We start from the raw sequence: 21,560 nt of genomic DNA, 5'->3' as shown, positions 1-21,560 counted from the left end.
AAGCCGCCCCCCTCTCGGCGCGCTAGCGCGGAAAACGCCCCTTCAACGCATCGGCGAAAGCATTGCCGCCCCCGCCTCCGCCCGTCTTGGGGGCGGATGACATCGGCCCGCGCACCGGCTGCCCCTTCGGCGATGCCCCGCGCCGTTCCTGCGCCGCCTCGCGCGCCTCGCCCGACTGGCTCTTCATCGTCAGACCGATGCGCTTGCGCGGCACGTCCACCTCGACAACCCGCACCTTCACCACATCCCCCGCCTTCACCACCTCATGCGGATCCTTCACGAAACGGTCGGCAAGCTGGCTCACATGCACAAGCCCATCCTGATGCACTCCGATATCGACGAAGGCCCCAAAGGCCGCCACATTCGTGACCGTCCCCTCCAGCAGCATCCCCGGCTTCAGGTCGGAAATCTCGTTCACTCCGTCGGTGAAGGTCGCGGTCTTGAAGGACGGGCGCGGGTCACGGCCCGGTTTTTCAAGTTCCGTCAGAATGTCACGTACCGTCGGCAGGCCGAACCGCTCATCCACGAACCGCTTCGGATCGACCTGCTTCAAGGCTGCCGCATCCCCCATCAGCGCCCGGATATCCCGCCCACAGGCCGCAACGATGCGCCGCGCCACATCATAGGCCTCCGGATGGACGGAGGAGGCATCGAGCGGCTCCGCCCCGTCCGGAATGCGCAGAAAGCCCGCCGCCTGTTCAAAAGCCTTGGGCCCCAGCCGCGCCACCTTCAGCAGATCGCGCCGCGTGCGGAACGGGCCGTTCTGGTCGCGATGCGAAACGATGGCCTCCGCCAGCGACGGGCCAACCCCCGACACCCGCGCCAGAAGCGGGGCCGAGGCGGTGTTCAGATCCACCCCCACGGCGTTCACCGCATCCTCGACCACCGCCTCCAGCGACCGGCCTAGCCGGTGCTGGTCGACATCGTGCTGGTACTGACCCACTCCGATGGACTTCGGTTCGATCTTGACAAGTTCGGCCAGCGGATCCTGCAATCTTCGGGCGATAGAGACCGCCCCACGGATCGAAACGTCCAAATCCGGAAATTCCTTCGCCGCCAGTTCCGACGCCGAATAGACCGATGCGCCCGCCTCGCTGACGATCACCTTCACCGGCTTTTCCGTTCCCGGCAACACGGCCAGCAGGTCGGCCACCATCTTCTCCGTCTCGCGGCTGGCCGTGCCGTTCCCGATGGCGATGAGTTGCACGCGATGCTTGCTGATCAGTTGCGCCAGCGTTACCTGCGCGCCGCGCAGATCGTTCTTCGGCTGGAACGGATAGACGGTATCGGTGGCCACCACCTTGCCCGTCGCATCCACCACCGCCACCTTCACCCCGGTGCGGATGCCCGGATCAAGGCCCATCGTGGCCTTCCCGCCCGCAGGCGCGGCAAGCAGCAGGTCTTTTAGGTTCCGTGCAAAGACGCGGATCGCCTCCTCCTCGGCCCGGTCCCGCATCTCTCCCATCAGATCTAGCGTCAGCGACGTCCGGATCTTCACCCGCCACGCCCAGGCGGCCGCCTCGCGCAGCCACGCATCCCCCGCCCCGCGTGAGCCTGCCTGAAGCACCGCCGAACAGGCCCGCTCCGCCGGGCTTTCGCCCTTTGGCGCATCGGCGTCGATTTCCAGATCGATGGCCAGCACCCCCTCGTTGCGCCCGCGCAGCATCGCCAGCACCCGGTGCGACGGGGCCGTGGCCCAAGCCTCGCTATGCGCGAAGTAATCGGCGAACTTGGCCCCCTCGACCTCCTTGCCCTCAACGACCTTGGAAACCAGCTTGGCCACCTGCTTCATGTGGCTGCGCAGCCGCCCCAGCAGATCGGCATTCTCGGCCAGACCCTCGGCCAGTATGTCCCGCGCCCCCTCCAGCGCGGCCTTCGCATCCGGCACCGCCTCGGTGACGAAGCCAGCCGCCAGCACCGCCGGGTCGGCCGCCCGATCCGCAAGGATCGCCTCCAGCAACGGCCCCAAGCCATTCTCGCGCGCGATCATCGCCCGCGTGCGGCGCTTTGGCTTGTAGGGCAGGTAGATATCCTCCAGCTCCGCCTTGGTCGCGGCCTTCAGGATCTGCCCCTGCAGCGCATCCGTCATCTTCCCCTGTTCGGTGATCGAGGACAGGATCGCCGCCCGCCGCGCCTCCATCTCGCGCAGATAGGCCAGCCGTTCCGACAGCGTCCGCAACTGGGTATCGTCCAGCCCGCCGGTCACCTCCTTGCGATAGCGCGCAACGAAGGGAACCGTCGCTCCCTCGTCCAGCAGCCCGATGGCGGCGGCCACCTGCGTCGGTTGCGCGCCGATCTCGGCGGCGATGATCTGGGGAATGCGACGGGCGGTATCGGGTGTCATGCACGACCTTCGGACTGAATCATCGGGGCGGCGACCATAGCCGCGCAGGCTGCGGCATCCAAGCCCGCCCCGCGCCTCAGAACGCCCCCTGACAAATGGGCCTTCGCATGCCTAAATCCAACCCATGGCCACGCCGTCGTCCCCATCCAGCCTGCGCATCGCCTCGTGGAACATCCACAAGGGCGTGGGGGCGGATCGCCGCCGTGATCTGGCCCGCACCACCCGGGTCATCGCCGAAATCGCGCCCGACCTGATGGCGCTGCAAGAGGCCGACCTGCGCTTCGGCACGCGTGCGGGCCTTCTCGACCTCGATCACCTGCATGCCGAAACGGGAATGTCGCTCCTGCCCACCGGGCGCCCCGGCCCGTCACATGGCTGGCACGGCAACCTGATCCTCGCCCGCGGGGCGGACCTCCTCGATCTGCACCCCCTCGCCCTGCCCGGTTTGGAACCGCGCGGCGCGCTGATTTCCGATCTGTCGCTACGGGGTCACCGCTTCCGCATCGTCGCCGCCCATCTGGGCCTCTTGCGCCATTCCCGCCGCGCGCAGGCGCAGGCCATCCTTGCGCGCCTTTCGACCTTGCCCCCATTGCCAACCCTGCTTATGGGCGACCTGAACGAATGGCGCGCCGGGCCCGGATCGCCGCTCTCCCTTCTGGCCCGCTACTTCACCCTGCCCGCCCCGGTGGCCAGCTTTCCGGCCCGCCTGCCCCTCCTCCCGCTGGACCGCATGATGGCAGGCCCCGGCCACAGTCTGGCCGACCTTTCGGCGCATGACACGCCGCTGGCCCGCCGCGCCTCGGATCACCTGCCGCTGACCGCGCGCCTGCTGATCGATGGGGCAAAGCCGTGACCTCCGCGCTCCTCCTCTGGGCGCTCGCCGCCGCGCTTGTGGTCTTCGCCGCCTCGACGCTCGCGCTCCGTTCCTACAACCGCTTCGCCGCCCGCGCGCGGGGGCCGGACAGCCACGCCCTGCCCCGCACGGGGCCCGAAACGCCACTCGACAGCCTGCTCGCCCCGCTGGAGGCCGCCCATCCCGGTTCAACCGGCCTTGCCCCTCTGATCGACCCGAAGGACGCTTTCGCCGCGCGCAGCCTTTCGGCAAGGGCCGCGGCGCGCAGCCTCGACCTCATCTATTACATCTGGTCGACCGACACCTCGGGCTGGCTTCTGATGAACGACCTGATGCAGGCCGCCGATCGCGGGGTCCGCGTCCGCCTGCTCTTGGACGATGTGAACGTGCAGGGCTTCGACCTTGCCTTCCTCGGCCTGACCAGCCACCCGAACATCGAGGTGCGGCTCTTCAACCCGATCCGCAATCGCGGCCACTGGCTGCGGCGGGGCATGGAATTCGCGCTCGGGGTTTCCCGCTTCAACCGCCGCATGCATGGCAAGATCTGGATCGCCGACAACCGCATCGCCATCCTCGGTGGCCGCAACATCGGCGATACCTATTTCGGTGCCCCCGGCACGGGCGCGCGGCTGTCGCAAGATGTCGACCTGCTGCTTGCCGGACCTCTGGTCGAACAGGCGTCCACCGCCTTCGACCGCTACTGGAACCTCGGCCTTTCCCTCCCTCTGCTCACGCTCTGGCCGGGGCTGCCCGTCAACAACCGCCGCTTCCGCCGTCGCCTCGCCCGCAATGCCGCAAGCCCCCTCGCGCGCAGTTTCCACCAACAGGCGACGGTCGACCGCGGCCCCGCAGAGCTTCTCACCAAACCGCTGCGCTGGACGGCGGATGCCCGCCTTCTGACCGATCCGCCAGAGAAGGCGCTGGGTCACCGCACCGAACCTTGGCTCCTTGACGGGATCGCCAAGGTGCTGTCCGGCGCAACCCGCTCGCTGCGGATGACGACCCCCTATTTTGTCCCCGGCGCGCCGGGCCTGTCCCTCTTGACCACACTCGCGCGACGCGGGGTCCATGTGGAGGTGCTGACCAATTCCCTCGCCACGACCGACATCTTCGCCATCCACGCCGCCTACAGCCATTACCGCCACCCGCTGCTGGCCTCGGGCGCGCGGCTTTACGAATTCGCCCCGCCCCGCCGCCGCCTTGCCCGCCGCGATCTGCTTCATGCCAAGGTCTTCCTGATCGACGACGATCAGGCCCTTGTCGGATCGCACAATTTCGACCTGCGTTCCGCCCTCATCAACATCGAATTCGGCCTCCTCTTCCGCGAGCCAAGAACAGTGGCCGACCTCGCCGCCCTGTTCGACCGGCAGACGCAACCCGATCAGGCCTTCGCCGTGACGCTTGAGGCAGGGCGCCTGCACTGGAACATCGTCGAGGACGGCCGCAAGGGGCCAGAGCGGGCTGAACCCGAGGCATGGCTGCACCGCCGCATCGCGGCCGCCGTCATCGCCCGGCTGCCGCATGGCTGGCTCTGATCACGCCTCCGGCGGCAGGATCAGGATTGCCCGGAAATCATTCACATTTGTCAGTGTCGGCCCCGTCACGACCTGATTTCCCAGGGCCGCGAAGAACCCATGCGCATCGTTGCGCGCCAAGGCCCGCGCCGGATCGACATCCATCGCCGCCGCCCGCGTCAGCGTATCGGGCGCAACCACGGCCCCCGCCACCTCTGCCGCGCCATCGACCCCGTCCGTATCGCAGGCCAGCGCATGGATGCCATCCGCGCCCTGCAAGGCCAGCGCCAGCGCAAGGCAGAATTCCGCATTCGGCCCGCCGACCCCATCGCCGCGCCGCGTCACCGTCAATTCCCCACCTGACAGCAGCAAAACGGGCGCATCCCCCGCCCGCAGCCCCGCTTGCAGCCCACGCGCCATCTCCGCCTGCGTGACCGCCACCTCGCGCGCCTCCCCCTCCAGCGCATCGCCCAGCATCCGCACTCGGCATCCCGCCGCCTCCGCCATCACGGCCGCCGCCTGCAGCGATTGGGCCGGTGCCGCCACCACCCGGTTCTCCACAAGCGACAGCCGCGCATCCCCCGGAGCCACGACACCCGACCCTTTCGCCAGCGCCGCCGCCACCGATGTCGGCACGGCGACGCTCCAACGCTCCAGCACCGCCCGCGCCTCAGCCACGCCCGAGGCATCCCCAACCGTCGGCCCGGAACCGATGAAGGCCGGGTCATCCCCCGGCACATCGGAAATCATCAAGGCCAGCATCCGCGCCGGATGGGCCGCCGCCGCCAATTGCCCGCCCTTTACCCGGCTCAGATGCTTTCTCACCGTGTTCATCCGGTCGATCGGCGCGCCCGAGGCCAGCAGCGCCGCGTTCACCGCACGCTTCTCCTCCAGCGTCACCCCCGCGACCGGCGCCACCAGCAGGGCCGATGCCCCGCCCGAGATCAGCGCAAGGACGAAATCCCCTTCGCCCAGACCCGACAGCAGGTCCAGCATCCGCGCCGTTGCCGCCGCCCCCGCCGCATCGGGCACCGGATGCGCGGCCTCCACGATCTCTATCCCCCGGCAGGGGCGGCCATAGCCATAGCGCGTGATAACCAACCCCTCGCAGGGACCCCAGACCGCTTCCACCGCCTCCGCCATCCGCGCGCTGGCCTTGCCCGCCCCGATGACGACGACGCGGCCCGCAGGCCTTGGCGGCAGATGCCGACCGATCATCCGCATCGGATCGGCCACCTCCACCGCCCGCGCGAACAACCCGCGCAGGAACCGCTCCGCGCCCGCCCCGTCGACCGTCATGCCCTTCCCTTCCGCCCCGTCCACCTTATCGCCCCATGATCCGGGCCAGCGCCGCCGCCCGCATCCGCGCCATCGCCACCGCCTGATCCGGCGTCACCGCGCGGAAGGCCACCGCCGCATGTGGCCTGAGTTGCGCGAACCCGTCCAGTTCGGAACCGACAAGCGTGGCGATCTTCGGGTATCCCCCCGTCGTCTGGTGATCGGCCAACAGCACCGCCGGAACGCCATCCCCCGCCACCTGAATGGCCCCGCGCAGCACAGGCTCCGACGGAATCGCCAGCGCCGCCTCGGGTGCCAAAGACGGCCCGCGCAGCCTGACGCCCATCCGGTCATAGGCATCGGTCAGACGGAAGGTCGCCCCCAGAAGGACCTCCACCCGATCCGCGCCGAAGAACCGCTCCTGCGGGCCGATCACCACCGCGACCTCGCCCCTCGGCCGCGCCCAGACAGGGCAGGCAATGGGCCCCGGCGGCAATACCCGCGCGCCCTGCACCACCAGCCGCCGCCCAACCGTCACCTGCCCCCCGCCCAGCCCCGAAAGCGCATGGGTCGCCGCACTGCCCAGCCACGGCTCCACCTCCAACCGACCGGCAAAGGCAAGGCAGCACCATGCCCCCCACGGCCCGCGCCGGATCGCCAGCCGATCCCCCTCGCGCAGGGTGAAGCGCTGCCATGATCCGCACCGCTCCCCCGCCGCCTCCAAGACAAAGCCGCCGCCCGCCACGGCGAGCGTGAGCGCGCCCTCCTCCACCTCCAGCACCATCCCGCCAAGCGACACTTCCACCGCGGCCGCGCCCGGCAAGGCCCCCACCGCATGGTTGGCAAGCGCCAGCGCCACCCGGTCCATCGCCCCCGATCCTGGCACGCCAAAGCGCATCAACCCCGCCCGCCCACCATCCTGCACGGAACAGAGCGGCCCCGCCTCCACCACCCGCAGGATGGCGCGGCTCATCATGCCCCACCCTCCATCTCCGCAGCCGTCACTCGGCGGAACCGCACCCTGTCGCCCACATCGAAGAGAAAGGGCCCCCCCTCATCGCCCGTCAGGATGCGGGTCCGCGACCGCCCGATCACCCACCACCCCGTCGGCATGGTCAGCGTCGTCACAAGGCATTGCCCCCCGGCGATGATCACGCTGCCCGCCGCAACACCGCGCACGGGCGCGGCCTTGCGCGGCAGGCGGATGGCCTCCGCCACCCCGCTCAGATAGGCATAGCCGGGGGCAAAGCCGTACATGGCAACGCGATATTCGCCTGCCAGATGCGCGGCGATCACCGCCTCGGACGATAGCCCCGCCTGTTCCGCCACCGCCGCCAGATCCGGCGCATAGGGCGCATCATAGCAGACCAGAACCTCCCGCTCCGCCCCGTCGACCACCGCTTCGGCAAGCACCGCAAGGCGACCCTCGACCCCGGCCCGCACCGCCGCATGGTCCGTGACCAGCGGGTCGAAGACCAGCATCAGGTTCACCATCGCCGGGACAAGCTCCACCTGCCCCACGACCGGATCATCGCGCAGGGCACGATCCAGCGCCCATACCCGCGCCTGCACCTCCGGCCCCACGGCCGCGCCCAGCTCGATCAACACCGCCCGATCCGCGACGGCAAGGATACGGTGAAACACCCCTACCCCTCCGCAAAGGGCCGCAGCACGATGCCAGCCCCCCGAAGCGCGCCGCGCACCGCCCGCGCCATGGCGACCGCGCCCGGACTGTCGCCATGCACGCAGATCGACCCGGCCTCCAAGGCGATCTCCCCCCCGCCCAGAACCGGCATCCGCCCGGTCTGCACGAAACGCAGTATCCGCGCCGCTGCCTCCTCGGCATCATGCAGCACCGCCCCGGCCTGCCCGCGCGGGACCAGACGGCCCGTCGCCGTATAGGCCCGGTCGGCAAAGACCTCCGAGACGACGGTCAGACCCGCCCGCCGCCCTTCGGCCTCCAACTCCGTCCCCGAAATCGCCAGAAGGGCAAGCCGCCCCGGCATCGCCGCCACCGCCCGCGCGATGGCCGCCGCCACATCGGCCCGGTCCGCCGCCAGATTGGCAAGCGCGCCATGCGCCTTCACATAGGCCACCCGCACCCCGGCCAATGCCGCCACGCCCAACAAAGCCCCGACCTGCGCCGCCACCATCCGCTCGATCTCGTCCGTGGTCATCGGGATCACCCGCCGCCCGAACCCCTCGCGATCGGCGAAACCGGGATGCGCCCCCACGGTGACACCGCGCTCCGCCGCCGCCCGCAGCGTGGCGAACATCACCTCCGGGTCACCCGCATGGCCGCCACAGGCCAGCGACGCGCTGGTCACCACATCCAGCATGGCGGCATCGTCGCCCATAGCCCATGGACCATAGCCTTCGCCCATATCGGCATTCAGGTCGATTCCGCGCACCACGCCCCCCTTCGATTCGTCCCCCGCCGTTCCGCGATCCTGCCCGCCCCGCGCGCCAAGGGGAACCCTCGCAAAGAAACCGCCGCGTCATCGGGGCAAAGCCGATTATCCCCCTTGCGCAAGGATTTGCCCTTCGCTACATCCCCCACACCAGCCAGCATGGCCCGTTCGTCTATCGGTTAGGACACCAGGTTTTCAACCTGGGAAGAGGGGTTCGACTCCCCTACGGGCTGCCACTTCCCCACGCATTGATCGTTTCATCCACCGGAACGCGCAAATCTGTCGGCTCAGTCGATACAGACAGTCGTCCCGTCGCCCTCAAGGTCGAACCGCTGCTCGAAACGATAAAGCGACACGGCCCGCCGCTCGAAATCCAAGGACGGGATCAGATCGAAGGTCGAAATATAGGGCACGCGCACATCCGTCACGACCATCGTCGCCCCGACCGCCATCATCGGCAGGGCATCCTCGTCAAACCCGGCTTCGATCACTGCCACAGGCATGGCCCCGCAGGGCGAATAGCTCCACTCCACCTCCAGATAAGGCGGATCGCCGTCGTTCTCGCTCGGGCGCATCGTCACCTGCGTGAACCGGATCGCGGCATTCTGATCCTCGTCCAGAATGAATTCCGCCGTCCGTTCCAGTCCGTCCAGAAAACCGCGGTCAAGCGTCGTGCCCCGTTGCCGCGTCACCAGATCATTGACGGTATAGGCCATGCGATCCACCAAGGCATGCGAACTGTAGGCCCCCCACCAAAAGAAGAAGGCCATCAGAAGCATGTTCATCACCAAGACCGAGAACAGCATCTCGACCGTTCCCGCACCCGCCTCCGCCCGCAGGAAACGCGCCCAGCGATGCCCAAGCCCCCATGCGCGCATCACACCCTCATTCCCGCGGTTCGTTGACAAAGGCGGTCCGGGCGAAAAGCTCGAAAGCGTCGCCCACGAACGGGGTGATCGTGTCCACAACCATGCAGGCACGCACCACCATCAATTCGTTCTCCTCGCCCGTGAAGTAAAGCTCGCCCCCCCTGTTCGCGATGATCTCGGCAGTTCGTCGGGTGCATGGCTCCTGCGGCCCCGGCATCTCGAATGTCGTCTGGTCCACCTGCGTGAACTCCAGCACGAGCGAACTTGCACAATCCGGGATCGTACTCATCCGGTCGCAGATCGCACCCTCAAGGCTTTGCACGGTAGGGTTGATGATCAGGCCCAGCCGCACCTCCCGCATCGTGACTTCCAGCGATTGGTGAAGCAGCGTGCTGCGCGCCATCAGAAAGGACAGTTCGATGGTCACCATGAACATCGTGAAGACGATTGCGATACCGATCAGGAACTCTGCCGAAACGATGCCCCGCTCCGACTTGCGATGCCGCACCAACGCCCTGTGCAGGGCCGTGATCCACATTCCCCCCGTCATTCGTTCAACTGCAGCATGCTGATATGCAGGGCGATGGCCGCAAAGGCCGCCTGCAAATCCGCCGGGGTGGCGTTATAGCTCATGGAGGGTGCCGTGGCGCAGGAGGCCAGCGTCGGCGAACTGGTCGTGGCGGTCTGGAACAACAGCGAATAGACATAGATCCCCTGCAACCGCGCCGCGTTGCAGGCCTGTGTCAACTGCGTGTCCTTGGTCGAATCCGTGATCGAATTCGCGCTAGGAAGATAGGTATTCATGGCCGCGCTATAGGCCGCCGCCCGCGCCGCGTTGTTGGCCGACCCGGTTGCCTGCGACACCGACCGCGCGTGGAAATGCCAGGCCACATAGCTGACCTTCATGCGCCGCCAGACCTCTTCGTAATCCATCTGGCGGGCCGCTGCCCCGCTGTTCGTGGCATTCTGCCAAGGCATTGCCTGCCACGTCGCGTTATGCGGCACCCAATATTTGCTGGCCCCGCTGCGCGCCGCATTGAACCACGACATGTTGCCGTCATTCCCGATCCAGAACGGAGATGGCCCCCGCGCCAGATTGTCCGGCATCCGCGCTTCGGTCCGGTTTGTGCCATCCGACATCAGCACGACAACCTTCACCCCCGTCGCATTGCCGAAATCGGTCGGAAAATTCGCCGACATCTCGGGCATCCGCCCCTGGCTGGCGAAATCCCCGAAGACCGGCCGCATCGAAGGGTCCAGAAAGGCCAGCGCCCAGCGCATCCCCAGATTGATCGACGTCTCGCCCGTGGCCTGCAACCCGTCGATACGGGCCTGCAAAGCGGCGATCCGCTCTGCCACCGTGTCGACCGTGCCTTGCTGCCCTGCCGCCGTGAAATCCGGCAACCGCACCACATTCGACGTCGACGGGGACGGGGCAAGGCGGAAAAAGCTGCAGACCGTGTTCTGCAACTGCGCCACTGCAAAGGTGGCATTCGTGGGCGCGACATAGGACGTGCTCTGCGAGGTGCTGCCCAGCGTGTCGACGAAGGGCACCGCCTGAAGCGCCGTCGTCCGCGAGATGGCCGTCTGGCCGAAACCGGATGCCGGAACATCCACACAGCGCTTTTGCGTCACATCGGGCCCGACCTGCGCCCCGTTGACCATCATGTTCTGCGGGGCGTTGCTGACGTTGAACACCGCCGCCAGATCAGCGCCAAGGTTCACATGGGAACTATAGGGCAAGAGCGTGATCTGCACCCGCCCCTGCGTATCTTCGGCCAGCATCGTGGCGACGAATTGCTTCGCCGCAGCCTTCAGATCGGCGAAGGGCAGCGCGCTCCCGCCACCCGCCGTCAGCAGCGAGGCCGAAACGTCAAGTGCAAGCACGATCTCAAGATTGGTCAGCGCTTCCGCCGCACTGGAGGCAACGCCGATGTCATAGGTCTGCGTCTCGCGCAGGAAGAAACTTTCCAACGACGTCTCGGCCGAGGCGGTCACCGACTTCGTCCGCCCGGTCGTGGCCTCGAAGGCCGTGATCTCGGCCTCGAACCCGTGCTTCACCAGACAATCATCCAGCGCCTCGCGCGGCGGCAGGGTCTGCCGCTGCGCCGCGCTGTTCAGCACGCAGATATCGAGGATGGACTGCGAGACAGATCGCCGATGCTCCACCCTGACCGTGTTCACGGCCAGCGCACCGGCAAGGATGATCACCCCCAGCACCGAGATGGTGAAGGGCAGAATGCCCCCACGCTCATCCTTCAGGAAAAACATCCCGCTCACTCGCAAACAACGCACCACCTACACGAACGGATGCTACACATCCCCCGGATCAGAGCAACCCTGTCGTGTCCGTCGTCAGGACCAGATCGCTCACCCCGGCCAGGGTGATGCTTCCCTGCATCGCCTGATTGTCCGCGAAGTCGCCGAAGGACTGGTTGATGATCCCGTCATCGTTGAAATCGTCGACCAGTTCAGTCAGGTCGGTGAAATAGGCGGTCAGGGTGAGCATGTCCCCGGCCTCGAAATCGGTGATCGTCAGGTCCCCGCCCTGCACGAAGACGAAGACATCTGCCCCCTCTCCGCCCGTGAGCGTATCCTGCCCAAGCCCGCCGATCAGCGTGTCCGCATCAATGCCGCCATCCAGCCAGTCATCGCCCTCGTCTCCTGCAAGGAGGTCGGCATCGTCCCCGCCAAAGATCGTGTCATTGCCGGCACCGCCCGAAATGCTGTCCAGATCGTTCTCCGGCGCGAGATCCAGGTCATCCGTCCGCGAGAACAGGTCAAGGTCGCCGAGCGCGACGCCGCCATAGATCAGATCGTCGCCGTCACCGCCGTCGACCTCATCGCCCCCCTCGCCTGCGACAAGCGTGTCGTTGCCACTGCCGCCAAAGACGAAATCCGCATCCAACCCGCTGTCGATCAGGTCGTCGCCTTCACCGCCATAGGCCTCATCCCCGTCGTCGCCCGTGACGATCCGGTCATTGCCCGCATCCCCGAAGACGATATCGCGGTCATCGTTCTGATCTGCGTCGGCCTCCCCCAGATCAAGGAACAGGACATCAGGCAAAGCAAGGCTGCCGCCCGTGTCGATCACATCGTCCCCGCTGCCGCCGGATACGAAATCCGCCCCGTCACCGCCGGTGATCGTGTCATTCCCCTCCGCCGCGAAGACCACGTCGTCGCCTTCGTCCGCAAAGGCCAGATCGTCACCCTCACCCAGCAAAAGCAGATCCGCGCCATCGCCGCCGAAAACCCGATCATCGCCCGATGCCCCGTCCAGGCTGTCCTCCCCTGCACCGCCCGACAGAAGGTCATCGCCCGCGCCGCCTTCAAGGAAATCGTTGCCATCCTCCCCGACCAGCGAGTCATCGCCCTCCTCGCCCTGCAGCGCGTCATCGCCGTCGCCTCCGGTCAGGCTGTCAGCGCCAAGCCCTCCCAAAAGCGTGTCCCGCCCGTCCCCACCGTCCAGCAGGTCATCGCCCGCGCCACCCGACAGCGTATCGTCGCCCTCACTGCCGGAAAGGCTGTCGTCCCCATCGCCGCCAGTCACGGCATCATCCCCGGCGCCGCCGTCGATGCTGTCATCACCCCCCTCGCCATCCACGCTGTCATTGCCCAGACCGGCCTCGATCCTGTCATTCCCCGCGCCGCCCAGCACCACGTCATCCAGGCCGTCCGCACCGTCCATGACGTCGCCCTGCGCATCGACGAAGTCGGGCAGCATCACATCGTTTCCACCCGTGCCATTCACGATCCCGTCGGGCGTAACCCCGCCCCCCGTCAGCGCGCTGACATCGACAGGACCCGAGGTGTAGACCGCCGTCCCATTCCCGTCGCTCTGCCCCACCCAGCCCACGGTGAAGCTGCCATTCGTGGGGTTGAAGACCACATCCACCTGATCCCAGTCGAAGGCATCGATTCCCGACAGGGCCGAGGCCGCCGTCGCCGAGGTCAGCCGTACATCACCCGTCACGGCCTGCCCGTCGCCATCGAAAATCCGATAGTTCAGCCCCGTCGCGCCGCCCGAGAACTGGTCGCCATCGGCATAGACCGCGACGAAATACCCGCTGTCGCCCAGCGCCTCGATCACCGGCGGGCCTGCCCATGGATGCAGGGACGCAACAGGGATCTGCACATCCGCGATGACCGTGGCCCCGGTCGCCGCATCAAGGATGGTGAAATGCGGCAGGGTGGAATGGTCGCCCGACGTCACGAAATTCTCGACATAGCCGATCACCACGCGCCCCCCCCCGATCTCGATGATCGAGAAGTTCGAATTGTCGAACAGGTCGCTGCCATCCACGGCGGTGTTGCCCACGCGGATATCGCCCGTGGCCGGCGTCCCGTCGGCGTTGAATATCCGCGCCTCGATCGTCATCGTCCGCAGGTCATCGGAATATCCGTCATTCACCCATGTCGCCATCCACCGACCATCGGACAGGGCCACGATCTGCGCCGGGGATTCCCACGGCGTATGCTGGATCTCGGTATCGCTCCCCTCGATCTCAGAGGTGGCGCGGACCGTGGCCCCGGTCGGGTCCAGCACCGTGTAGACCGGCTCATTGAACCCCGCCTCCACATTCGACCGCGACCAGGTCACCACGATGTTGCCGCCCGCAAGCTGCGTTATGTTCAGGTTCGGCACATCCGCCCAGTCGGTGCCGTCCACCGCGACATTCCCGATCTGGAACTCGCCCGAGGTGAAGCTGCCGCTGGCCGGGTCATAGATCCGCCCCTGCAGCGTCATCGTCGGGACGTCGTCCCAATTCGCCTTCTTCGACCAGACGAACAGCACCCTGCCATCGTCGAGAACGGTCGTGACAGGCGGGCTTTCGAAGATCGTGGTGTCGTTGCTCTGGATCGCCGTCCGGGGCGTCGTCACGATCAGGTCGCTGTCGGTGGCCTGCAGGATCGCAAAGACGGGTGCATCCTTGCCCGTCTCGACCGTGCCGCGCACCCAGCTGATCAGGACGCTGCCATCCTGCATCAGATCTACATCCAGATTGTCCCAGTCGTACCCGTCGAAGCCATCCACCGCACCAAGGGCGGCAAGGCTGATCTGCCCGGTCGCGGGCGTGCCGTCGGCATTGTAGATCCGCGCCTGCAACGTCATCGACGGCACGTCATCCCATGCGGCATTATCCGTCCAGACATAAAGCAGACGACCATCGCTCAACAGCAGCATCTTCGGCGAGGACTGGTTTCCACTGATCGAGGTATTCACCTGAATCGCTTCGGCGGGGGTGATCGGATGGGTCATCTGGCTGCTCCTTTGGGTCGCCTGCGGTCGTTGCCGGGCGCGTCATTTCACTGGCAGGGGGCGGGTAGAGGGGTTGGGACGGTCCGAAACGAAGGTCCACTGGGCGCGGGGCGGCGCATCGGCATAGGGGGGGATCGCTGCGCAAAGTCGCATCGGAAAGGTCACTCGCACGGTCATCGCAGGCCGATTGGCCGACACTCGGAAAGGCTCACGCACCGTCCCCTGCCCCCCGCAGGATGAACGGTCCGGCATGCGGCCGACCGGCGAAAGGCATCCGGCAACCGCAGCGCGCCCCGTGCTAGTCGACATCTCCACGCATTTCAGGCCCGATGTCGGCAAAGGCGCGTCACGGCGGCTGGAAAGGCACAGCAACCCGCCCACGCAGCGCCCTTGGCAGGAACCTTGGCGCAAACGGCGACTCCCGACAGACGCGGCGCGAGTGCGCACCGATGCAGGCGGTTACGGCAGATCAACTCAGAATTGCATCGCGATCCACGGTTTCCCGCCAAAATTATCGCTTAGCCCTCGCCGGTGCCGACTGGGGCAAAGCCCGGTTTCCGACAAGGCCCACCCCGTTCCGGATCGCGGCCCACCCGCTCCCGCCTCGGCGAATATCACGCCCCGGTCGCGGTCATTCCCCCGCAAACACTTGCAGGATTGTCCATCTTGCCTATCCTGCCCGCCAACCATTCCTTGCCATGTGGTCTTTCATGCCGCCCCATTCCTTCCCCAAAGCCGTCCTTCTTTCGCTCTGCCTTGCCGGACCCGCCCTCGCGACACCCTGCTCCGACACCGGCGGTCAATACGAAAGCTGGAAACCCCTCATGGCCGAAGAGGCGCAGGCCGCGGGCGTGGGCCGCCGCGGGATCGAGGCGCTCATGGCCACCAGCTATTCCAAGGCCACCATCGGTGCCGACCGGAACCAGAAAAGCTTCCGCTACAGCCTCGAGAAGTTCATGCAGGTCCGCGGCGCAGATGCCATCGTCAGCCAAGGCCGCAAGCGCAAGGCACAGAACGCCGACTTCTACGCGGCGATCGAGGCGCAGTATGGCGTTCCTGCGGGCGTCCTCATCGCCATCCACGGCATGGAGACGGGCTTCGGCAATTTCATGGGCGATACCAACGTCGTCTCGGCCATCGCCACCCTGTCCTATGATTGCCGCCGCTCCGACTTCTTCACCCCGCACCTCATCGCCGCGCTGAAACTGGTCGACATGGGTGCCATCAGCCCGCAGACCGTGGGCGCGAAACATGGCGAGCTTGGCCATACCCAGTTCCTGCCCGGCAACGCCCTGACCTATGGCGTCGACGGCAACGGCGACGGGCAACTCGACCTGACCGATTTCGTCGATGCCATGGCCTCCACCGCCAATTTCCTGCGCCAGAAGGGCTGGCGCCCCGGCGCAGGCTATCAACCGGGCGAGCCGAATTTCGCGGTGATCGAGGAATGGAACGCCGCCACCGTCTATCAGCAGGCCATCGCCATCATGGCCGCCCGCATCGACGGCTGAAGGAGCGCGACTCGCGGCCGCGCCGGCCAAAGCTTTGCAAAGATCGAAGCAGGATTGACCTTTGCGTCACCCGCCATCGGGATGGGTATCCCCACCCATCCATAAGTCACTCTGTGATTCATGAATTTCTGCGGCTATTCAACATCCATGCCCAACAATGAAGGAGGCACGGAAATGGATGAAGAAATTCGCTGCCCCTACAAAGGCAAATGTTTCATGGAAGGCAAACTGCAGTGCCGCGTCTGCGACCTGCGCCCGGAAACGTCGCGCAAGCTGACGATCGCGGAGAACACACTGACCGCCATCGCGACCACCGCGACCATCGGCCTGCTCTTCCTCTCGGCCGTGGTGTTCATGGCCTGACACGGGCGCAAAGCCTTCAACCGGATCGAAGAAGGGGCCTCGCGGCCCCTTTCCTCATTCCGCAGCCTCAGCCCAGCGCATAGCCCGAACCCCGCACCGTGCGGATCGGGTCCGCGTCGCCATGCGCGCACAGCGTCTTGCGCAGCCGACCGACATGCACATCCACCGTCCGCGTGTCGACATAGATCTCACGCCCCCAAACCCGATCCAGCAACTGATCCCTTGACCAGACCCGGCCCGGCTTCTCCATGAAGGCGGTCAGCAGACGGAACTCGGTCGGCCCCAGCTTCAAAACCTTTTCCCCACGGAACACCCGGTGGCTTTCGGCATCCAGCCGGATATCCTCGTATTGCAGCACCATCCCCACGGTCGAGGGCCGGACGCGCCGGATCTGCGCCCGCGCCCGCGCCATCAGTTCCACCATGGAATAGGGCTTGATCACATAGTCATCCGCCCCCGTCTCCAGCCCGCGCACGCGATCCACCTCCTCCGCCCGCGCCGACAGCATGATGACCGGTATGCCCCGCGTCTCGGGCCGCATCTTCAGGCGGCGGCAGACCTCGATCCCCGAAAGTTTCGGCATCATCCAGTCAAGGATGATCATATCGGGGTGGTCCTCCTCCACCAGAAGCAGCGCATCCTCGCCATTGTCGGCCTGAATGACGTCGAACCCCTCGGCCTCAAGGTTATAGGCCAGCACCTCGCGCTGCGCGAATTCGTCCTCCACCAGCAGAACACGCGGCTGCTGCACCATCGTCCTCTCGCTCATCTCATGCGTCCTTGCCCGTATCGAGGGTTCCCGCCGTCACATCCGCCTTGGGCCTCTCCTCCTCGGGGATCTCACCGCTGACGAGATAGATGACCTGTTCCGCAATCCCCGTGGCATGGTCGCCCACCCGTTCGATGTTCTTGGCGATGAAATGCAGATGCATCGCCGGGGTGATGCTGCGCGGGTCCTCCAGCATATGGGTCAGCAATTCCCGGAACAGCGAGTTGTACATCTGGTCCACCTCGCGGTCGCGGTCGCGGATATCCGCCGCCGCCACCCCGTCCCGCGCGATGAAGGCATCCAGCGCCTCCTTCAGCCGCAACATCGCCGTCCGCGCCATCCGGCTGATCGAACCCGCCGTGCCACCAAGGGGCGACATCTGCGACAGGATCATCGACCGCTTCGCAAGGTTCTTGGCATGGTCGCCACAACGTTCCAGCCCCCCGGCGATCCGCATCACCGTCAGCACCACCCGCAGATCCGATGCCGTCGGTGCCCGCAGCGCCAGAAGACGCGCGCATTCCATATGGATCTGCGCCTCCAGCGCGTCGATGGCCTTGTCGCCCTCGCGCACCTTCACCGCCAAGACCTCGTCCCGCGTCTCCAGCGCCTCTGCCGCCTCGCCGATGGCAGCCTCGACAAGGCCACCCATCCGCATCAGCATCGCCTGCACGGCCTCCAGATCACGATCGAAGGCCGAAAGGATATGGGGTTTTCCCATGGTCTCGCCGTTCATCCGATCCGCCCCGTGATATAGGCCTCGGTCCGGGGATCGCGGGGGTTGGTGAAAATCTCCCCGGTCTCTCCGTATTCGACGAGGCTGCCCAAATGGAAGAAGGCCGTCTTCTGGCTGACCCGTGCCGCCTGCTGCATCGAATGGGTCACGATCACCACGGAAAACTGCGCCCGCAATTCATCGATCAACTCCTCCACCTGCGCCGTGGCGATGGGGTCCAGCGCCGAACAGGGTTCATCCATCAGCAGCACCTCGGGTGACGTGGCCACCGCCCGCGCGATGCACAGCCGCTGCTGCTGCCCGCCCGAAAGGCCCGTTCCCGGCGCGTCCAGACGATCCTTCACCTCATTCCACAAGGCCGCCCGCCGCAGCGAGGTTTCGACGATCTCGTCCAGCTCCGCCTTGCTCCGCGATAACCCGTGAATCTTCGGCCCATAGGCCACATTGTCATAGATCGACTTGGGAAACGGGTTCGGCTTCTGGAACACCATCCCCACCTTGGCGCGCAACTGCACCGGATCGACGCGGGGATCATAGATGTCCTGCCCGTCCAGCGTGATCCTGCCCCCGACCCGCGCCGAAGCGACGGTATCGTTCATGCGGTTCAGACAGCGCAGGAAGGTCGACTTCCCGCATCCCGACGGCCCGATGAAGGCCGTCACCGTCCGGTCAAGGATCGCCACATCCACATCCCGCAGCGCGTGCTTTTCACCATACCAGACCTGCACGCCCGCCGCCTCGATCTTGCTCGTCTTCTGTTCCACGACCCTCTCCACGATCCTCAAATCGTCCATCGGCTCCACCCCCTCACCAGCGGCGTTCGAACTTGCGGCGCAGCAGGATCGCCGCGACGTTCATGATCACGAGGAAGACCAGAAGAACGATGATCGCGCCCGAGGACCGCTCGATGAAGGCCGGGTCGGACCGCGACGCCCAGGAATAGACCTGCACCGGCAGCGCGGTCGCAGGCTCCATGATCCCGCCCTCCAGCGGCCCTGACGGATAGGTCGTCACGAAGGCCACCATGCCGATCAGCAAGAGCGGCGCCGTCTCGCCCAAGGCTGTCGCAAGGCCAAGGATCGTTCCCGTCAGGATGCCCGGCATGGCCAAGGGCAGCACGTGATGGAACACAAGCTGCATCCGCGACGCCCCGATCCCCAGCGCCGCATCCCGGATCGACGGCGGCACCGCCCGGATCGCAGCCCGTGTCGCGATGATGATCGTGGGCAGCGTCATGAGCGAGATCACAAGCGCCCCCACAAGGCTGGCCGATTGCGGCAAGCCCATGAAATTGATGAAGATGGACAGCCCAAGGATACCGAAGACGATGGAGGGCACGGCGGCAAGGTTCGAGATGTTCACCTCGATCAGATCCGTCAGCCGGTTCTTCGGCGCGAATTCCTCCAGATAGATCGACGCGGCCACTCCCACCGGCACCGTCATCAGCGCGACCAGAACCATCATGTAGACCGACCCGATGATCGCCACCCCAAGGCCCGAGGATTCGGGGCGCACATCTGATGCGTCCGGGTTCGTCAGGAACCCCATGTTGAACTCCGACGACAGGATGCCCGCCGCGACCAGCCGATCCGCAAGGTCCAGTTGCGCGGGCGTCACCTGCGTATCCCGCTCCGCCGTCTCGCGCGTCACGCGCCCCTTCAGATATCCGTCGATGCGCCCATTGGCATAGGCCCGCACCTCGATCCGCTGCCCCACCAACGCCGGGTCCGCCAAGACCTGCGCCCGCAACCGCCCCGCCGCATCGCGCGAAATCAACGCGTCCAACTCCTTGTCGGTCAGGTCACCGACCTCGATCCCCCGTTCGGCCAGATACCCCGCAAAGCCCTGCGCCAGCAGGCGCTGATAGCCCACAGTGGTGACCTTCGCCATTTCCTCCGGGTTGCGGTTGCCCGCCTTGTCCACCACCGCCGCATCGATCGTCACCGGAAAGACCAGCCGCGCCTGATAGAAGGCCCCGGCCCCGTCCCGCACGATGGTGAAAAGCATCACCGCCAGCATCGTCAGGCTCAACACGATGGCCGCGATGCCATAGGCCTTCATCCGCCATTCCCGCGCCTTGCGCCGCTTCAGCGCCCGCCCCCCGGCCAGCAGCGGATGCTCCCTCTGCACGACCGCCGCGCCACGCTGCGGCACCGCACTCGTCTCCGTCATTCGTATTGCTCCCGATAGCGCCGCACGATCCACAGCGCGAAAACGTTCAGCGCCAGCGTGATCACGAACAGCGAAATCCCCAACGCAAAGGCCACCAGCGTCTCGGGCGAGTTGAACTCGGTATCCCCGGTCAACTGGCTCACGATCTTCACGGTGATCGTCGTCATCGCCTCGAAGGGGTTCATGTCCAGCTTGGCCGCCGCACCCGCCCCCATCGTCACGATCATCGTCTCGCCGATGGCACGGCTCGCCGCCATAAGCACAGCGCCCACGATCCCCGGAAGCGCGGCAGGCAGCACCACCTGCGACACCGTCTCCGCCTTGGTGGCGCCCAATCCATAGGACCCGTCCCGCAACGACTGCGGCACCGCCGTGATGATGTCATCCGTCAGCGACGAGATGAACGGAATGTTCAGGATGCCGATCACGATCCCCGCCGTCATCACCGACGACCCGGAATTGCCAAGGCCCGTCGGCATGGCGATCCAGTCCCGCAGCAACGGCCCCACCGTCACCAGCGCGAACAGCCCGAACACCACCGTCGGAATCCCCGCGATCACCTCGATCAGCGGCTTCACCACGCTGCGCACCCGCGCATCCGCGAATTCCGCCAGATAGATGGCGGCGAACAGCCCCACCGGCACCGCCACCAGCATGGAAATCGCGCTGATATACAGCGTCCCCCACAACAGCGGCAGCAAGCCAAGCTGCGAATTTCCCGAAAAATTGGGCGACCATGTCAGCCCGAAGAAGAAATCCTGCACAGGATACATCCCGAAGAACCGGATGCTCTCCGACAGCATCGACAGGACGATCCCCACCGTCGTCAGGATGGCGATCAGCGAGGCCAGCATCAGCAGGGCCAGCATCACCGCCTCCACCCGGTTCCGCGCCCGGAACTCCGGTCCCGTCAAACGCAGCGCATAGGCAAGGCCCGCCACCGCCACCACCAGCACCAAGAGGCTCCGCATCACCATGCCCGTCTGGGCCAGCCCCCGGTATTCCTGCGCCGCGGCCAGCGTCTCGGCCTGCACCTCCGCGCCCAGCGCGACACCCACCGCCGCCAGACGGTCGCGCACCGACCCGTCACCCACCTGCAGACCCGCGGCCTCCGCCGCGCTCATCGCGCCCGTGGCCACCGCCATATCCAGCCCCGCCGCGATCCGCCGCACATCGGCGAAAAGCAATGTCCGCGCCGCATCCTCCTGCACCATTTCGGCCGGGAACATCGCCGAAAGACGGCTCTCGATCACAAGGGGCTGCGCAATCTGCCAGACCGCGATCACAAGAAAGGCCGGCAGCGCGGCCATGATGGCGCCGTGCCAGCCATAGTAACCGGGCAGGGAATGCAGCCGCCGCAGGTCACCGCCGCACAGGGCCATCGCTCTTTGGCGACCCAGCACGAAACCGGCCAGCGCCAGCACCAGAAGGACAAGGAAGGTCAGGGAAAGGGACATGCCGCGCCACGCTTGGAAAAAGG

19 protein-coding genes and 1 tRNA gene are annotated in these 21,560 nt (G+C 66.4%); 5 read left to right on the top strand and 15 right to left on the bottom strand.

What is annotated here, in order from left to right; all coding sequences use genetic code 11:
* Nucleotides 1-22: 22 nt before the first annotated feature.
* On the bottom strand, nucleotides 23-2,344 hold the full coding sequence (locus tag TabM4_RS05860) for a Tex family protein (protein WP_434619776.1): 2,322 nt from the start codon (nucleotides 2,342-2,344) through the stop codon (nucleotides 23-25).
* A 124-nt stretch (nucleotides 2,345-2,468) separates the two neighbouring features.
* Between TabM4_RS05860 and TabM4_RS05855 the strand changes: the two genes are divergently transcribed.
* Nucleotides 2,469-3,197: an endonuclease/exonuclease/phosphatase family protein gene (locus TabM4_RS05855; RefSeq protein ID WP_434619773.1), complete on the top strand. Its 729-nt coding sequence runs from the start codon at nucleotides 2,469-2,471 to the stop codon at nucleotides 3,195-3,197.
* Nucleotides 3,194-4,732 carry a phospholipase D-like domain-containing protein gene (locus TabM4_RS05850; protein ID WP_434619770.1) on the top strand — a complete coding sequence of 513 codons (1,539 nt, stop codon included), beginning with the start codon at nucleotides 3,194-3,196 and terminating at the stop codon, nucleotides 4,730-4,732. The genes TabM4_RS05855 and TabM4_RS05850 overlap by 4 nt, the downstream gene beginning before the upstream one ends.
* On the opposite strand, the gene TabM4_RS05845 is transcribed toward TabM4_RS05850, so the two are convergent.
* From TabM4_RS05845 to TabM4_RS05830, 4 genes are read right to left on the bottom strand one after another with little or no spacing between them, the layout of a single operon-like run.
* Nucleotides 4,733-6,010 carry a glycerate kinase type-2 family protein gene (locus TabM4_RS05845; protein WP_434619767.1) on the bottom strand — a complete coding sequence of 426 codons (1,278 nt, stop codon included), beginning with the start codon at nucleotides 6,008-6,010 and terminating at the stop codon, nucleotides 4,733-4,735.
* A gap of 25 nt (nucleotides 6,011-6,035) precedes the next feature.
* Nucleotides 6,036-6,965, bottom strand: coding sequence for a biotin-dependent carboxyltransferase family protein (locus TabM4_RS05840; protein WP_434619764.1), 930 nt, complete (start codon nucleotides 6,963-6,965; stop codon nucleotides 6,036-6,038).
* The gene (locus TabM4_RS05835; RefSeq protein ID WP_434619761.1) at nucleotides 6,962-7,633 is read right to left on the bottom strand and encodes a 5-oxoprolinase subunit B family protein; all 672 of its coding nucleotides are present in this window, start codon (nucleotides 7,631-7,633) and stop codon (nucleotides 6,962-6,964) included. Before TabM4_RS05835 ends, TabM4_RS05840 begins: the two co-directional genes overlap by 4 nt.
* Before the next feature lie 2 nt (nucleotides 7,634-7,635).
* Nucleotides 7,636-8,400 carry a LamB/YcsF family protein gene (locus TabM4_RS05830; protein WP_434619758.1) on the bottom strand — a complete coding sequence of 255 codons (765 nt, stop codon included), beginning with the start codon at nucleotides 8,398-8,400 and terminating at the stop codon, nucleotides 7,636-7,638.
* 161 nt (nucleotides 8,401-8,561) lie between these two features.
* Here TabM4_RS05830 and TabM4_RS05825 point away from each other — a divergent pair.
* Nucleotides 8,562-8,636, top strand: a tRNA-Glu gene (locus tag TabM4_RS05825).
* A gap of 51 nt (nucleotides 8,637-8,687) precedes the next feature.
* On the opposite strand, the gene TabM4_RS05820 is transcribed toward TabM4_RS05825, so the two are convergent.
* The 5 genes from TabM4_RS05820 to TabM4_RS05800 are packed head-to-tail and all read right to left on the bottom strand — an operon-like array spanning nucleotide 8,688 to nucleotide 14,781.
* Entirely contained in the window at nucleotides 8,688-9,278 is a 591-nt protein-coding gene (locus TabM4_RS05820) for a hypothetical protein (RefSeq protein ID WP_434619755.1), read from the bottom strand.
* Between the two features lie 7 nt (nucleotides 9,279-9,285).
* Nucleotides 9,286-9,819: a TadE/TadG family type IV pilus assembly protein gene (locus TabM4_RS05815; RefSeq protein WP_434619752.1), complete on the bottom strand. Its 534-nt coding sequence runs from the start codon at nucleotides 9,817-9,819 to the stop codon at nucleotides 9,286-9,288.
* Entirely contained in the window at nucleotides 9,816-11,540 is a 1,725-nt protein-coding gene (locus TabM4_RS05810; protein WP_434619750.1) for a hypothetical protein, read from the bottom strand. The genes TabM4_RS05815 and TabM4_RS05810 overlap by 4 nt, the downstream gene beginning before the upstream one ends.
* A 58-nt stretch (nucleotides 11,541-11,598) precedes the next feature.
* Nucleotides 11,599-14,529, bottom strand: coding sequence for a calcium-binding protein (locus tag TabM4_RS05805; RefSeq protein ID WP_434619747.1), 2,931 nt, complete (start codon nucleotides 14,527-14,529; stop codon nucleotides 11,599-11,601).
* 42 nt (nucleotides 14,530-14,571) lie between these two features.
* On the bottom strand, nucleotides 14,572-14,781 hold the full coding sequence (locus tag TabM4_RS05800) for a hypothetical protein (RefSeq protein ID WP_434619744.1): 210 nt from the start codon (nucleotides 14,779-14,781) through the stop codon (nucleotides 14,572-14,574).
* A gap of 458 nt (nucleotides 14,782-15,239) precedes the next feature.
* Here TabM4_RS05800 and TabM4_RS05795 point away from each other — a divergent pair, with 458 nt between their 5' ends.
* Both TabM4_RS05795 and TabM4_RS05790 read left to right on the top strand, forming a co-directional pair.
* On the top strand, nucleotides 15,240-16,040 hold the full coding sequence (locus tag TabM4_RS05795; protein WP_434619741.1) for a lytic murein transglycosylase: 801 nt from the start codon (nucleotides 15,240-15,242) through the stop codon (nucleotides 16,038-16,040).
* Nucleotides 16,041-16,256: 216 nt separating this feature from the next.
* Nucleotides 16,257-16,403, top strand: coding sequence for a hypothetical protein (locus TabM4_RS05790; RefSeq protein ID WP_434619738.1), 147 nt, complete (start codon nucleotides 16,257-16,259; stop codon nucleotides 16,401-16,403).
* A gap of 67 nt (nucleotides 16,404-16,470) precedes the next feature.
* Here the strand turns inward: TabM4_RS05790 and phoB are convergent, their stop codons facing one another.
* Genes phoB through pstC form a run of 5 tightly spaced genes read right to left on the bottom strand, consistent with a single transcriptional unit; the run spans nucleotide 16,471 to nucleotide 21,537 of the window.
* Nucleotides 16,471-17,157 (bottom strand): phosphate regulon transcriptional regulator PhoB, encoded by a 687-nt coding sequence (gene phoB / locus TabM4_RS05785; RefSeq protein ID WP_434621937.1) that lies wholly within the window; start codon nucleotides 17,155-17,157, stop codon nucleotides 16,471-16,473.
* Between the two features lie 16 nt (nucleotides 17,158-17,173).
* Nucleotides 17,174-17,893 carry a phosphate signaling complex protein PhoU gene (gene phoU, locus TabM4_RS05780; protein WP_434621935.1) on the bottom strand — a complete coding sequence of 240 codons (720 nt, stop codon included), beginning with the start codon at nucleotides 17,891-17,893 and terminating at the stop codon, nucleotides 17,174-17,176.
* An 11-nt stretch (nucleotides 17,894-17,904) separates the two neighbouring features.
* Entirely contained in the window at nucleotides 17,905-18,702 is a 798-nt protein-coding gene (gene pstB, locus TabM4_RS05775; RefSeq protein WP_434619735.1) for a phosphate ABC transporter ATP-binding protein PstB, read from the bottom strand.
* Between the two features lie 13 nt (nucleotides 18,703-18,715).
* Nucleotides 18,716-20,080: a phosphate ABC transporter permease PstA gene (gene pstA, locus TabM4_RS05770; RefSeq protein WP_434619732.1), complete on the bottom strand. Its 1,365-nt coding sequence runs from the start codon at nucleotides 20,078-20,080 to the stop codon at nucleotides 18,716-18,718.
* Entirely contained in the window at nucleotides 20,077-21,537 is a 1,461-nt protein-coding gene (gene pstC, locus TabM4_RS05765; RefSeq protein WP_434619729.1) for a phosphate ABC transporter permease subunit PstC, read from the bottom strand. The genes pstA and pstC overlap by 4 nt, the downstream gene beginning before the upstream one ends.
* Nucleotides 21,538-21,560: the final 23 nt, after the last annotated feature.

It is taken from the genome of Tabrizicola sp. M-4, assembly GCF_051132405.1.
Classification (GTDB): domain Bacteria; phylum Pseudomonadota; class Alphaproteobacteria; order Rhodobacterales; family Rhodobacteraceae; genus Paragemmobacter.
The sequence above is the reverse complement of the archived record's forward strand: the minus strand, read 5'-3'. Positions and strand labels throughout refer to the sequence as shown.

Coding starts and splice junctions, on each gene's coding strand:
- TabM4_RS05800 (WP_434619744.1), bottom strand. CDS start 14,781: ATGCCGGACCGTTCATCCTGCGGGGGGCAGGGGACGGTGCGTGAGCCT.
- pstA (WP_434619732.1), bottom strand. CDS start 20,080: ATGACGGAGACGAGTGCGGTGCCGCAGCGTGGCGCGGCGGTCGTGCAG.
- TabM4_RS05810 (WP_434619750.1), bottom strand. CDS start 11,540: ATGTTTTTCCTGAAGGATGAGCGTGGGGGCATTCTGCCCTTCACCATC.
- pstC (WP_434619729.1), bottom strand. CDS start 21,537: ATGTCCCTTTCCCTGACCTTCCTTGTCCTTCTGGTGCTGGCGCTGGCC.
- TabM4_RS05795 (WP_434619741.1), top strand. CDS start 15,240: ATGCCGCCCCATTCCTTCCCCAAAGCCGTCCTTCTTTCGCTCTGCCTT.
- TabM4_RS05790 (WP_434619738.1), top strand. CDS start 16,257: ATGGAAGGCAAACTGCAGTGCCGCGTCTGCGACCTGCGCCCGGAAACG.
- TabM4_RS05855 (WP_434619773.1), top strand. CDS start 2,469: ATGGCCACGCCGTCGTCCCCATCCAGCCTGCGCATCGCCTCGTGGAAC.
- TabM4_RS05840 (WP_434619764.1), bottom strand. CDS start 6,965: ATGATGAGCCGCGCCATCCTGCGGGTGGTGGAGGCGGGGCCGCTCTGT.
- TabM4_RS05805 (WP_434619747.1), bottom strand. CDS start 14,529: ATGACCCATCCGATCACCCCCGCCGAAGCGATTCAGGTGAATACCTCG.
- TabM4_RS05860 (WP_434619776.1), bottom strand. CDS start 2,344: ATGACACCCGATACCGCCCGTCGCATTCCCCAGATCATCGCCGCCGAG.
- TabM4_RS05815 (WP_434619752.1), bottom strand. CDS start 9,819: ATGACGGGGGGAATGTGGATCACGGCCCTGCACAGGGCGTTGGTGCGG.
- TabM4_RS05845 (WP_434619767.1), bottom strand. CDS start 6,010: ATGACGGTCGACGGGGCGGGCGCGGAGCGGTTCCTGCGCGGGTTGTTC.
- pstB (WP_434619735.1), bottom strand. CDS start 18,702: ATGGACGATTTGAGGATCGTGGAGAGGGTCGTGGAACAGAAGACGAGC.
- TabM4_RS05820 (WP_434619755.1), bottom strand. CDS start 9,278: ATGCGCGCATGGGGGCTTGGGCATCGCTGGGCGCGTTTCCTGCGGGCG.
- phoU (WP_434621935.1), bottom strand. CDS start 17,893: ATGGGAAAACCCCATATCCTTTCGGCCTTCGATCGTGATCTGGAGGCC.
- phoB (WP_434621937.1), bottom strand. CDS start 17,157: ATGGTGCAGCAGCCGCGTGTTCTGCTGGTGGAGGACGAATTCGCGCAG.